12 protein-coding genes are annotated in these 13,689 nt (G+C 51.0%); 3 read left to right on the top strand and 9 right to left on the bottom strand.

The window, feature by feature from the left end; all coding sequences use genetic code 11:
- Positions 1-47: 47 nt before the first annotated feature.
- The 8 genes from tssH to FFS57_RS15385 form a co-directional block, all read right to left on the bottom strand.
- Positions 48-2,744 carry a type VI secretion system ATPase TssH gene (tssH, locus tag FFS57_RS15420; protein WP_137938701.1) on the bottom strand — a complete coding sequence of 899 codons (2,697 nt, stop codon included), beginning with the start codon at positions 2,742-2,744 and terminating at the stop codon, positions 48-50.
- A gap of 60 nt (positions 2,745-2,804) precedes the next feature.
- Positions 2,805-3,854, bottom strand: coding sequence for a type VI secretion system baseplate subunit TssG (gene tssG / locus FFS57_RS15415; RefSeq protein WP_137938700.1), 1,050 nt, complete (start codon positions 3,852-3,854; stop codon positions 2,805-2,807).
- Complete coding sequence (gene tssF / locus FFS57_RS15410; RefSeq protein ID WP_137938699.1) at positions 3,827-5,662, bottom strand: type VI secretion system baseplate subunit TssF; 1,836 nt, start codon at positions 5,660-5,662, stop codon at positions 3,827-3,829. The genes tssG and tssF overlap by 28 nt, the downstream gene beginning before the upstream one ends.
- A 6-nt stretch (positions 5,663-5,668) precedes the next feature.
- Positions 5,669-6,157 carry a type VI secretion system baseplate subunit TssE gene (gene tssE / locus FFS57_RS15405; protein WP_137938745.1) on the bottom strand — a complete coding sequence of 163 codons (489 nt, stop codon included), beginning with the start codon at positions 6,155-6,157 and terminating at the stop codon, positions 5,669-5,671.
- Positions 6,158-6,231: 74 nt separating this feature from the next.
- Positions 6,232-6,735: an Hcp family type VI secretion system effector gene (locus FFS57_RS15400; protein ID WP_137938698.1), complete on the bottom strand. Its 504-nt coding sequence runs from the start codon at positions 6,733-6,735 to the stop codon at positions 6,232-6,234.
- Between the two features lie 39 nt (positions 6,736-6,774).
- The gene (gene tssC, locus FFS57_RS15395) at positions 6,775-8,265 is read right to left on the bottom strand and encodes a type VI secretion system contractile sheath large subunit (RefSeq protein ID WP_502705919.1); all 1,491 of its coding nucleotides are present in this window, start codon (positions 8,263-8,265) and stop codon (positions 6,775-6,777) included.
- A complete protein-coding gene (gene tssB / locus FFS57_RS15390) occupies positions 8,262-8,777 on the bottom strand; it encodes a type VI secretion system contractile sheath small subunit (protein WP_137938697.1) in 516 nt (171 codons plus the stop codon). Before tssB ends, tssC begins: the two co-directional genes overlap by 4 nt.
- Before the next feature lie 39 nt (positions 8,778-8,816).
- Positions 8,817-9,476: a tetratricopeptide repeat protein gene (locus FFS57_RS15385; protein ID WP_137938696.1), complete on the bottom strand. Its 660-nt coding sequence runs from the start codon at positions 9,474-9,476 to the stop codon at positions 8,817-8,819.
- Positions 9,477-9,779: 303 nt separating this feature from the next.
- Here FFS57_RS15385 and tssJ point away from each other — a divergent pair, with 303 nt between their 5' ends.
- The 3 genes from tssJ to icmH all read left to right on the top strand — a co-directional run bounded on the left by tssJ (position 9,780) and on the right by icmH (position 12,629).
- A complete protein-coding gene (tssJ, locus tag FFS57_RS15380) occupies positions 9,780-10,421 on the top strand; it encodes a type VI secretion system lipoprotein TssJ (protein ID WP_137938695.1) in 642 nt (213 codons plus the stop codon).
- A gap of 76 nt (positions 10,422-10,497) precedes the next feature.
- On the top strand, positions 10,498-11,847 hold the full coding sequence (gene tssK, locus FFS57_RS15375; protein ID WP_137938694.1) for a type VI secretion system baseplate subunit TssK: 1,350 nt from the start codon (positions 10,498-10,500) through the stop codon (positions 11,845-11,847).
- A complete protein-coding gene (icmH, locus tag FFS57_RS15370) occupies positions 11,844-12,629 on the top strand; it encodes a type IVB secretion system protein IcmH/DotU (RefSeq protein ID WP_137938693.1) in 786 nt (261 codons plus the stop codon). Before tssK ends, icmH begins: the two co-directional genes overlap by 4 nt.
- Before the next feature lie 160 nt (positions 12,630-12,789).
- Here icmH and FFS57_RS15365 read toward each other — a convergent pair whose 3' ends face one another.
- The gene (locus FFS57_RS15365) at positions 12,790-13,617 is read right to left on the bottom strand and encodes a substrate-binding periplasmic protein (protein WP_137938692.1); all 828 of its coding nucleotides are present in this window, start codon (positions 13,615-13,617) and stop codon (positions 12,790-12,792) included.
- Positions 13,618-13,689: the final 72 nt, after the last annotated feature.

The raw sequence follows: 13,689 nt of genomic DNA, 5'->3' as shown, positions 1-13,689 counted from the left end.
CGGCACAGGCCTACGGGAAACAGCCCCGGCAACCTGTGCTCATATGATCAAGTAATCTGGTACTTGATCCGACCGGTTTCATTGGCACTCAGCTTGACCTTCTTCACGGCCTTGCCTTCAGCCAACTTGGCCAGCACGTGTTCCGCGATTTCCGGCAACACACTACCATTCAGAATATGATCAACATTACGTGCGCCACTGTCGACCTCGGTGCATCGATTCAGCACGGTATCTACCAAGCCATCATCATAGATGAACTCAGCCTTGTGATTGCTGGCAATACGCCTGCCAACTCGATCAAGCTTGAGGCGAATGATCAGTTCAAGCGTATCGTCAGAAATTGGGAAATACGGTACCACCTTCATCCGCCCCAGAAAGGCCGGCTTGAATGCCTTGAACAGTTGTGGTCGCAAGTGCTCGACCAAAGCGTCTGCATCCGGAATCTCTTCAGCAGATTTATTCAGGCAAGCTTGCATGATGGTCGATGAGCCAACATTCGAAGTAAGAATGATAATGGTGTTCTTGAAGTCAATCTCACGGCCTTCGGCATCGTCCATCACCCCTTTGTCGAACACTTGAAAAAACATTTCCAACACATCTGGGTGAGCCTTCTCCACTTCGTCCAGCAATACCACGCTGTAGGGTTTTCGCCGCACTGCCTCAGTCAACACGCCGCCTTCCCCATAACCAACATAACCAGGGGGTGATCCTTTCAACGCCGAGACTGTATGTGCCTCCTGATACTCAGACATATTGATGGTGATCAGATTACGCTCACCGCCATAAAGCGAATCAGCCAGGGCCAATGCCGTTTCAGTTTTACCCACACCGCTCGGGCCAACAAACATGAACACGCCTTTGGGTTTATTTGGATCTTCCAGATTTGCCCGTGCTGTACGCACACGCTGTGCGACCTGCTCAATGGCATGGTCCTGACCAATAACCCGTTCCTTTAAGGCTTCACCCAACGCCAATACGGTTTTGATCTCATCCTTGACCATTTTGCCAAGTGGAATACCCGTCCAAGCGGAGATGATTTCAGCAACGACATTGCCATCCACACATACCGGGACCAACGGCTCTTCACCTTGCAGCTCCGCCAGCTGCTTTTTGAGCGCTTCCAGCTTTTCAGCCTTGGGTGACAAAACTGGCTTGCGTCGCTTGCCTTTTTCAGTCGCGGTTTCTGGTGCCGGTGTCGCCTGCAGCTCTGTTTCGATTTCGCCACGTAGAACAGCAATCTCGCCAGCAATCTGCTTTTCCTGCTCCCAGCGCTGTCGGCGTTGTTCAATATCTATCTGCAAAGCAGCCTGTAGCTCTCGCAACTCATCCAAGCGTTTGTAATGATCACCGCCCGTTGCCACTTCACGGTCCAACGAAGCAATTTCCACCTGAATACGTTCAAGCCGTTTCTCTGCCAGTTCAACCGCCTCTGGCTTGGCAGAATTGGCCAAGGCCACACGTGCACATGCAGTATCCAGCACGCTCACGGCCTTATCTGGTAACTGACGACCAGTAATATAGCGGGCAGAAAGGCGGACCGCCTCTACAATTGCTTCATCCATGATCCTGATGGTGAAGTGTTTTTCCATCAGATGGGACATGGCGCGCAACATGTCGCACGCGACTTCCAATGATGGCTCTTCAACTTTCACAACCTGGAACCGGCGAGTCAGGGCCGCATCTTTTTCGAAGTATTTCTTGTATTCACCCCAGGTCGTGGCGGCAATGGTACGCAGCTCGCCACGAGCCAATGCAGGCTTGAGCAGATTGGCCGCATCATTCTGACCAGCTTGGCCACCAGCACCAATCATGGTATGAGCTTCGTCAATGAACAGAATGATTGGATGTGGACTGCGCTTCACTTCGTCAATGACATTCTTCAGTCGATTTTCGAACTCGCCTTTGACGCTGGCACCAGCCTGCAATAACCCCAAGTCAAGCACGTGCAGTGCTACCCCTTGCAACGGTGGCGGCACGTCACCTTTGGCTATCCTCAAGGCCAAACCTTCAACCACAGCAGTCTTCCCTACTCCGGCCTCACCAGTCAGGATCGGGTTGTTCTGCCGACGACGCATCAAAATATCAATAACTTGTCTGATTTCAATATCACGACCAATGACCGGGTCAATCTTGCCATCCAATGCACGCTGCGTCAGATTGGTTGTGAATTGATCCAACGCAGGTGTTTTGCCCAACGCCCCCTGCGGCTGAATTGCTGCGGGCGAGCCAGATTCTGCTTCTCCCTCGACCATGCGAACAGCTTGCCCAGCTTCAGGCCAGTTGGCTGCAATATCGGTCAACTTATGCTTCAGCTCTTCCAGCGGAAACTGCGCATACAGTGATGAAGCACGATGCGCTAGTTGCGACAGCTCTGGTTCGGTCAATAAGGCCAGCAACAAGTGCCCACTGCGAATCCTGCTGGTTTCTGATTCAATTGACGCGAGCAACCATGCCTGCTCCAGCAATTTGGGCAGATGTGGTGAAAAGACTGGGGTGCGGGTATTGCCATTCTTGAACTGTGTCAGCTCTTGCGCGAGATCGCGCTCCAGCTGAGTCTTGCTGATGCCATACTTCTTGCACAACCAGCACAGGTCACTATCGTCATCTTCCAACAATGACAGGATCAAGTGTTCAACATCAACTTCATAATGACCACGCGAGACACACAGGCTGGCCGCGCGTTCAGCAGCACTGCGACTGATTGAGGTCAATTTGGAAATAAGGGCTTTCAGGTTGCCTGACATGGCGCGTCCTTAATCAGTAGACAAAATTTATTGCATTCTTTTTAGATAAGTCAGGTGCCATCAAAACACCAGCTCATAACGTGCTTCACTCATGTCTTGCTCAGCCGCCTTGCTGACCAGAAATGTGTCTCGCCCCAGCATGGTACCCAATCCACTGGCTGAGATTTGCACTGGCTTGACCTCTTCCTTCTTGAGAATTAGCTTGACTTCCCATTCACAGGTATAGCCACACCAATATTTCAACAATTTGGTCATTGCCCGCATGTTTCGGCCATTGGGCAAGAAACAACGAAAGTCATCAATCGTCATCGGCCCAATACACAGCTTTATGCGCTGATCACGCTGCCAGACACGGCCACCACAAAAAGCGCTCACCCCCAGCGTGGCGCAATCGCCGCCTAATCGGGTCACTTGCGTTTCATCCAGCTCAAACCAGCGCCCGACAAACTGTTCAGCCTGAACAACCACATCAAAGTAATCTGCAAGCACCCGCGCCACATTCATGGCTGATACCGGCTGATGACGCAATACACCGGCGTATTCAGCAAATACTTCATCGGACAGTTCGGAACAGAGGTCCTGTCGGTCCGGATCATGGCTATCAAAATGAATGCCGGCCAAGCGCAGCAATTCCGGCAGATAGCCACGACGAGGTTCAATCTCGTGGCGAATAGGAAGACGGTATTTTTGCCATGCTCGAAAGAACAAGGTTGTCATCCGGCTGGAGAACACATCCAGAAACGCCTTTGCTGCACGATCCCGATATATCTGCTCTCGTTCAGCGAGCATTTCGGTGTAGTGCCGTGGCAATACGCCGGTCGGCCCTGTCAGGCCGAAAAAGGTCGGTGTCAACACGTAACGGGCACTGGTGCGACGCACATCCTCTTCGCCTGCCCGAGTCAGGTCATCGAGCTTTTCAACCTCGCTAGGCGGAAAGGTTAGCCGCAACGAATCCTTGAATCGAACTAAATCCCCCACCACCCGTGCGGAAGATAAAGTTTGCTGTCGTGCTAACAGCCCCGTTAGCAACCGCACGGACTGAAAGAACTCGAAACGCTCTGGTTCACCGGTCAATCGATTGATTACAGGAGTGTAATGTCGCCGCTGCATGGTTCACACGTATGAAGTATCTCGCCAGTTGCGGCGTTGACCACGACCACTTGCACAAAATTGTTCAGGTGGACATACAGCCCGAGAAATCGCGACATGATTTGCGCAAACAACCAGACTCCCGTACCGACAAAGTTCCCGGGCAATACGCCAATCCGGACTTCCACCCCTTTAACAAAGGTCGGAAATGGATTACCTGGCATACGTGTCGTCACACCACGTGTACTGACATGCTCAATACCTTCGATCAAACGACGGTTCTGACTGTTGCCAGGGAGATTGTATAAGGACATCACTTCACGCAAGGCATCCCCACTCTCAGATACCAGTGACAGATGATTCAACGACAGCGCGGAAATCAATCGCCAGCTACCGTCACCCGTATGGTTAAACCGATACGTCCCCGTTGGCTTGCGAAGCAATTGGACAACACGCGTGCTAGATCCACCTTCCATGAACAAATCACCTTCGGCTAAGCCGACAGGCATCTGCGAAGGCAAATCGCGATTGGTACAACGTAACTGAATGCTTAATGTTTCTTCCTGCTCAACCGACGGATCGAAATACTCGTCCACCACCATGATTTCGTATTCATGGCCTGGGCTACGCACCGCCACGCGTTCATCCCGTGACAGATGCCAGTAACGACCCTTGGACTGATTTCGTCCATGCTTGAGGGAATAAAACGGTTGAAACGGATTGATCTCGACCCCTGTTGCCGACTCCCTCACCTGCTCCACGGCATCGATCGCGTAAACCTCATAAGCAGATGCACGACGAGCGTCCGGCAAAACTGGGTACTGTACCTTACGGTGATCCACCCGTATCGGCTCGCCACGAAGTTCGAACAGATTCACGACCGGCGTGCAGAATAACTGGAAGTGTGACACATTGACCTGTTCCATCAAGCGTTCGAAGGTATCCGCCTGAGATGCTGTATCCAACAAGAGATGGATCTTAATGCTACGAGCACGCGGCGGAATGATTTTGCGCAGGATGTCCAGATCGAAATCGAAGAAATTGAATTTATCCGGAAAGGTAAAATATTCGATCAATAACCGATAAGCCGCATGCGAACGAGCATCATCATCCAACAGAGATTCATGCTGTTCGAAACCAACGGGCAGACACACTCTGTTTTTGATAATCCGCCAAGGTCCCAGGCCAATCTCTACAGCAACACCGACACACAATTGAAACAACACTTCGCGCAACAAACTGACCAGCGATGGCTCTGCATCGATGAATACCCGCAGCTTGGATAAGTCCAAGGTATCCAATCCGGCTTGGTCCGAGTCGCCCGTCAACGTAAAGGTCAACGAAGCATTGCTACGGGGCGGCAGTGCCGTCCCAGCCGGAGGAGATAGATAAGGCCTGAACAATGCATCGGTCAAACTGATCGGTGCCAAATTGACATCGTAAGTAGTACGGAACTTGACTGGTACACCTTTAATCGGGCGCGAGTTCAGTGTCGTTCCACGGGGCATGCATACCGTCCCAGTCACCTGGCCTGCAGAAGCGGCACTAAAACGGGCAATGGAACAGGCTGGAAAAGGCCGCAAATATTGCGGATACAACACTTCAAACAACGCAGCAGTAAACTCGGGATAGTCATCCTCAAGCTTTTTATGTACACGCGCGGCCAACAATGCAAATGCTTGGATCAGCCGTTCAACATGAGGGTCCTCGACATTTTCACCCGCCATCAATAGGCGGTTGGCAATTTTGGGATATTGCTCGGCAAACTCTCGAGCATGACGCTTCAACAGCGTCAGTTCACTCTCGTAATAAGGTAAAAGGTCATCCATCACGGATTATTGTGCCCGTATACGACGTGCTTGGTTTACAGAATATTGTTGTGTTGTCGGTTGCAGGAATGCATCGAAACTAACTGGCTCCTGCGCCGGATGGACAACCAGCAATGCACTAATCGAAAACACCAGCGAATTGGTACTGCCTTTCGCGGCGTCCAGCGACACCTTGACGTTTTGCAAGCGCATTTCATGCGCATAGATCGTTTCTTCCAAAGCTAGGCAGATTCGATGGCAGTCATCCGGATTGGACAGACTCATACCAACAAAATCAATGATGCCAAAACTTAGAATAGACCGTTTTGCTTGCGGATATGCGTCCAATCCTTCATCAAAGCCACGCCGGCTATTCAATAATGCTTCCAGATCCTTGGCGACTGATTCTTTTAGTTGCTCGACATTCAAGCGACGCAACGGGTTTGCCTCGGATGGCACACGTGGCTCGTCATCAAACAATTTTTCGAACAGTGTCGGTGCGAATCCTCGCTGTATCACATCACACCCAATAGATTGAATAATAAAGAAAAAAGCGGCGCCGAAACGCCGCCTTTTTGTTAACACACTGATTAAACGGTGTACTGGTTGGTGTTCTTGGACAAACTCCAAGCACCATTGGTGTTACCCTTGGCACCACCTTCAACACCTTGAGCAGTGTAGGTCCACTGTACTGCAGCATACTTCAGTGCCAGTGTTTCGCTGGGAATGCCTTCATTGGCAACGCTTGGCGTTACGCTGGAAATGATTACATGCTTCAGCTTGATTTCCAGGTACTTGACGCGGCTACCACCATCTGCACGCATGAAATCAATGGTTACCTCATCAAAGGTATGACCAGCGGAACATGCTTCCCACAGTTTAGGAGAAGTTTGATCCAGGTCTTTAACGAACACCATGTCTCCATGCTCACAACGCTCTGCAGTATGACCGCCCGCACTGGATGCCGTTGCCGACTTGGGCTGGCGAATCATGTGCGACCAGCTCTCGATTTCCAACCACTTATCATGGTCTTTATCGCGTGCTTCGCCATCAATTTTGAACTTACCAGCAAACTTAAGGTATACATCTTTCATTTATTTGATACTCCTGGTTAATAGGATAATTTTCTAAACTTACCTGTTAGCCGATTGTGGTAACTCAGCCACCAGCCGCAGCGAGATTGAAAGCTCATCCAACTGGAAGTGTGGGCGCAGGAATGCAACCGCTTTGTACACCCCAGGTCGTCCCGGCACCTCGACCACTTCAACCGATGCTTCACGCAGCGGGAACTTGGACTTGGCTTCCTGAGACGCACCGTCATCCAGCAGGACATATTGGCTAATCCATTTATTCAGAAAGTCCTGAACGTTGCCGGCCGAAGCGAAACTACCAATCTTGTCGCGCATCATTGCCTTCAGATAATGCGCAATACGCGATACGGCCATGATGTACTGCAATTGCGAAGACAGGACTGCATTGGCATTTGCCGCATCACTGTCGTACTTCTTCGGTTTCTGTGCCGATTGTGCGCCAAAGAACGCCGCGTAGTCAGTGTCTTTACAATGCACCAGCGGGATAAAACCGAGGTCACTCAACTCTTTTTCGCGGCGGTCCGTAATCGCGATTTCCGTTGGGCATTTGAGCGCAATCTCACCATCATCCGTCTTGAAGGTATGACTTGGTAAGTCTTCGACCAACCCCCCCCCCTCTACACCACGAATAGCCGCACACCAACCGTAATTCTCAAACGCATTGGTCAGTCGAGCAGCAAACGCATAGGCCGCATTGACCCACAAGTACTTGCTATGGTCGGTTCCATCAACGTCTTCAACAAAATTGAACCCCTCCACCGCCGTACCATCTTTGGGGTTATACGGCAGTCGCCCAAGGAAATGCGGCAAGGTTAACCCGACGTAGCGGGAATCTTCAGACTCACGAAATGACTTCCACTTAACATATTCGACCGTATCAAAGATTTTGGCCAAATCCCGTGGCTTGCCCATATCAGTGAACGAATCCAGACCAAACAATTCCGGTGAAGCGGAAGAGATGAATGGCGCATGCGCTGCCGCCGCAACATGCGACATCTGCTCAATGAAGTACATGTCGGATGGTTGGCGCGAAATCTCGAAGTCGCCAATCAGCGTGGCAAATGGCGCCCCACCGAAGGTACCGAATTCTTCTTCATACACTTTCTTGAACAAGCTGCTTTGGTCAAAGTCAATAGCAGTCTGGAAGTCTTTGATCAATTCCTTTTTCTGCGCATTGAACATTTTGATCTTGAGCATCGGGCCGGTGGTACTCTGCTTACACAAATACTCCAGTCCCCGCCAGGACGCTTCCATACGCTGAAATTCAGGCGCATGCATCACGACACTCAACTGATCGGAAATCAAAGCATCCAGCTGAGCAACACGTGCATCCAACGTAGCGGCCAAGTTATCCGACATGACTACGGTGCCCTGCATCACTTCTTTGACCAGCTCAGTGATCAGGTCCTTGGCACGGTCATGTTCGCTTTGAGATTTTGCAATACGACTTTCACTGACAATCTGATCCAGCAGGTTGACGCCCTCAACGGTTGTTGATTGTGCCGCCTGTGTTTGGGATTCTTGCATACTCATTCGGATTTTCCTCCGTCATCAACCTGCTTGCTCAGGTTCTGCAGGGCTTCCGTATTCCGTAGCACATCACTCAGAATGTCCTCTAGCTTTTCGCTTCCAGCGATCTTATTGCGCAAATCCGCCAAACGGGCACGCGCTTCAACCAATTTACGAAGTGGCTCTACCTGTTGAACAACCGACTCCGGACGAAAATCTTCCATGGAACGGAAACGCATATCGACAGCAAACTCACCGCGCTCGTCAGACAACTTGTTCTGCACACGATAGGCAGCACGCGGCTCAATCGCGGCCATGACTTCATTGAAGTTATCAACGTCAACATTGACGAACTTCTTGTCTTTCAGCTTGGGTTGCGACACCTCGGACTGACCGGAAAAGTCACCCACCACACCCATTACAAAAGGCAATTCCTTTTGTTCAATGGCATCGCCAATCTCAACATCATAGGTCAGTTGTACACGGGGAGGACGAACACGCTGAAGCTTCTTCTGAATGCTTTCTCGTTTGGACATGATGATTACCTTTTAAACAAATTCGTGACGAATCGACAATTAACGAAGCGCACCAAACGGATCGGCATTCTTATTGGCCGGAGCTGGCTCATTCTTGGGCGGCGCCTTCGGTGGAGTCACCGCAACAGGCACAGTTGCTGGCTGGCTGGCTGGCTGGGCCACCGGGCGGTCAGCCACCTTGGGTGACTGTGCCTGTGGTGGTGTTCCTGTCACCAACGGGCGACGCGGAGACCTTGCCTTACCAGAATCCTCGACAACAGGCGCAACAGAAGAATCGCCTAGCGCTTCACGCATAGCCATTACCAAACGCTCTGCCTCGCCACGACGTTTTGGAACAAACTGATCTTGCTTACGCAGATCTGTCAAGGTCATCGCAGCCAAACGCGCACTGGAAACGAACATAATTGATTTTGCATCAAAATTCGCAGAATCGCGAGCCAAAGCCTCAGCTGCCGCATTGACAGCACGCGGATAGTCTTGTTTATCAAGATAGGCTTGAGCCAACTTGACCCAGACATCCTTATCTGTCGGGCTGCTCTTGGCTACCTGCTCAAGCAATTCAATCGCTTTGTCGTTAGCGCCGGCGGCCAGGGATTCGGTTGCTTCCTGCCTCAGTGCGTCGATGTTGGGCTGGGTTGTTGCACACCCAGTCAACACAGCCATCACGCTCGTCAGAACCACCAATTTAACCTTGTTCATCACAACATCAACCCCTAAATTGAAACGTATCTTCCTGCACAACAATCACGTATGCGACATGACTAGCTATTTGCTATGCTCGAAAAATTATTCATATATTCGACATGTCGGATACGAAAAAGGTTGGCAACTTGTTGCGTCATCGCATTTTGGTATTTTATCAGCAATGGGCATCAGCCATCAGAGTGCATACATGGATGACATTATGTTATTCTAATGGTATATTTTGCAGTTGCTTATTGCAACCGTTTTTTGGTTTAGATATTCACAAATTCAAATCTAATGCACGGATAGCCCCGCAATATGATGTATCTTCATCAACTTGCAGTATTTGCGATACTCGCCGGATTGGCTGGTTGTGCTACAGAGCCCGCCACGCTTGCGAAAGCCGGAGATCCGGAAGTAAGTAAAACGCTGGGCACCAAAATCATGGATGCCGCCAAAGACATGGCGAGCACGGTACTACCAATCAGCAAGGCACCACCAGATCGCACCTTATCCATGCAAATTCATGTTGCCAATGACGCCAATGCAGACGATGCAGGACGTGGTCTTGCAGTTGTTGCGAAAATATACAAGCTGCAAGATGCCGAAGCATTCAATCAGGCATCTCAAGAGCTACTCAGTCAGGCGCCGAAAACCGATCCCGGTGCCAAGCCTGATCAGAATGTCGATGTCCGAGAACGAATTTTGATCCCCGGCAAAAAAATCACATTGTCAGAGAAACTGGGGGCGGACGCCCGCTATGTTGGCATTGCCGTTTTCTTCCGCATCAAGGATTCTCCACGTTGGAAAGTCGCCATTCCGCTGAATGGCGTACTGTCCGACACACCGCTCGTGGTAGGTGTACATCGTTGTGGGATTACTGTGTCAAGCGGTTTGAAAGATGCGAAAATGCAGGCAACACTATCATCTGCAAGGGACGTAGCCTGCCCTCGCGTTTAAGTAACGTTGCCGTCATCAACACTCATATTTTGTTAATGATTGATCCATATCAGGTCAACCCGAAAGACAATCAAGAATGAATCCAGCATCACGTGTACTCTGGGGTGAAGGACTATTCCTGCGTCCGCAGCATTTCCAATTGCAAGATGCCTATCACGACGCTCAACTGGCAGCAACCAGCCGTTTATTGCACCCTTATTGCTGGGGTGTTCGCGCCTTACAGTTGGATTCGGCAGCGTTGGCAGCAGGCGTATTCTCGTTGCAGACCCTTCACGCAGTACTTCCTGATGGCGAATGGCTTTGCGCGCCCGAGTGCGATGATCTGCCGGACGGCCTGAATTTGACCGCAGTTGCAGATCTGCCTGATCAATTCCTTGTTTACATTGCACTGGTACCATTGAAGCCCGGCATTGCCAACGCCGCTCTGCTGAATGAACCCGCAGGCAAATTAACCCGTTTCGAACAGGCCAATGTCGAGGCACAGGATCTTTACACCGGCGCAGTGCCAGCAGAGGTTCAGTTGCTGAAACACAAAGCTGTGCTGCTGACAGATCGACATTCTCATGAGGGCTATATCGTGTTGCCGATTGCCCGTGTTCGCAAATCGCAGACCGGCGGCTTCGATCTGGACAGCAGCTTCATCCCGCCTGCAACTGCAATCGAATCATCAGGAACACTGGTACAACTTTTGCGCCGCCTGCTGGACATTCTGCAGGCCAAGGTCGGCGCGCTGTATGGACATCATCGCGAACCAGGCAAACATGTTATTGAATTCCGCTCCGGCGATGTTGCCTCGTTCTGGCTGCTGCACACAGCAAGCACCGCCTATGCCGGATTGCTGCATTTATATCAGCATCCACAATTGCATCCCGAACGCCTCTATCAGCAATTGCTACAATTGGCCGGCAGCCTAATGACATTCGCAAAGTCGTATACATTGACTGATTTACCCAGTTATTCTCATATGGATTTATCGTCATGCATGTCACGACTGGACATGATCATTCGAGAGTTACTCGAAACTGTAATTTCTGCCCGTTTCTTCAGTATTGTGCTATCCGAGACCAAGCCTTCCTACTGGTTAGGCCGCCTGGACTCGCAAAAGATTGATACCAATACTCGTTTCTATCTTTCCGTTGGCGCTTCGTTACAGGCCAGTGAAATTGTCGATACCGTACCAATCCGCTTCAAGATCGGCTCGCCCGACGATGTGGACAAGCTGGTGCTGTCGGCCATGCCGGGTGTCAGGCTGATTCATGCGGCACAGGTACCGACCGCCATCCCGGTACGTCCCGGCAGCTTCTATTTCGAGCTTGAGCCACGCGGCCCCCTTTACGAGCGTATGTTGCAAGGGCAAGCTGTCAGTATCTATGTGCCTAATGGCTTTACTGATTTGAATCTTGAATTGTTGGCGGTGACATCATGACAAACTCTAACAATGCCCCTTCCCTGTTTGCAAATGGCGCAATTGGTGCCCCTCCAAAAATTGACTTGATCAATCAAGGCGGCAAATCACTTCTGGATTTACTGTATGACGGCTTCTACCTGGTGTTCTTGCTGAGAAGCGGCCACGAGCCCAAAGACGGGTCTTTGCTTCGCCGCAACATTCAGTTGCTGATGGACGAATTCGAGCGTAGTGCGCGACGCATCAATGCGCCCGCTGACGACATCTATGCTGCCAAGTATGCCTACTGTGCCTTGGTGGATGAGACTATTCTGCGCGGCGGATTCAGCATTCGCGATACCTGGGAACGCGAACCCCTACAGTTGGTATTCTTTGGTGACCAACTGGCAGGTGAAAATTTCTTCACCCGCCTGGATACATTGCGCAATCATGGTGCCGCATCCTTACAGGCACTGGAAGTCTTCCACTATTGCTTGCTATTGGGCTTTCAGGGCAAGTATTTGCTGGACGCGCCGGAAAAGCTGTCATATCTGACTGCCCGGCTCGGCGACGAAATTGCCTTTCTTCGCGGCAAACGCAATGCGTTCGCACCATTCTGGGCCATTCCGGATCAGATCCGTCATGCCATCAAAAACGAAGTCCCGCTACCGATTTTGGCAGGTAGCATCATTTTGCTGGGCGCCTTAGCATTCTCAGGTCTAAATTGGATGCTGAGCCGCAATGTCAATCAGACACTGGCTGGTTACTCAAGCTTGATCGGTGCGCCCGCGCAAGCGGCCTACGTCACCATCACCCTGCCTTAACCGCGACACCTTGGCCATCAGATATAGCAGATGGCCAAGGGCAATTTTATCCCCGTCTCCTCCAAATCATCACCGCATCGTACCATCCGTATCTTGTTGCCAGCCCGACATTGCATCCCGCCACGTTACCGTGATGGCATTATCTTCGCTCACCAACTGTCTATTTGGCGTAAAGCTTCAGCAGCCGGTCAACTTCAACTGCCCGCTGCTCCCCGCCATATCGTGCAATGATGGTGTGCAAGGTACCATCATGACGCAACGTGGTAATCAAGGCTGACAGCTGCTGATACTGACGTAGATTCATTCTGTGTTTTGACACCACCAACGCTGCCAGCACCACAGCATCCGGGTCCCAAACATGACCAATTATTTGATCTTGCATATTGGCTTGGCGTATCAGCTCAGCACCGACGCCAGCTGGCGTGATCAAACCATGCACCCTGCCGGCACGCAATCGCTTGATGCCGTCCCCAATGTCTGCCACCTCATCAACCCGCCCCTGTTCACGCAGGCGATCCAGAAAAGCGTCGTAGACGAGTGAGTGTTTGGCACTTTTCAGCACGACTACCCGCAAATCCCCCCGCACTTCAAAATCCGCCAGACTGTTGACACCACCGAGGTCTACAGGTGTAAAGAAGTGGATATAGGTTGCAGCATAGGGAATGAACCAAGCGAACTTCTCGCGTTCAGGCGTAGCGATCCCAGATAAGGTCAAATCCAGCGAACCCACCTCCATTGCCCGCCAGATACGCACTCTGGACTGCATAATCCGTTCAAAGACACAGCCACTTCGCGCCTGTAACGCGTCGATAATATCCTTATCGATACCTGCCGGTTTGCCATCCGCATCCACCCAGTATGCCTTGCCGAATTCGAAAAATGCCACCACCAAAGGACGTGGACAGTCCAGTAGTGGCGCCGCAACCGACGGACATGACGGCACACATAGTATGGCCAGTAACCAGAAGCGATATATCAACCTGTTCATGGAATGAATATAGTTGATCCGTCATATCCTTCTTGTGGATTAAATATGTACTCATTTCATCGCAACTGAATC

The sequence above is a fragment of the Chitinivorax sp. B genome (genome assembly GCF_005503445.1).
In the GTDB taxonomy this organism is placed as follows: domain Bacteria; phylum Pseudomonadota; class Gammaproteobacteria; order Burkholderiales; family SCOH01; genus Chitinivorax.
Note: the sequence above shows the minus strand (reverse complement) of the source record. Positions and strands in the feature narration are given on the sequence as shown.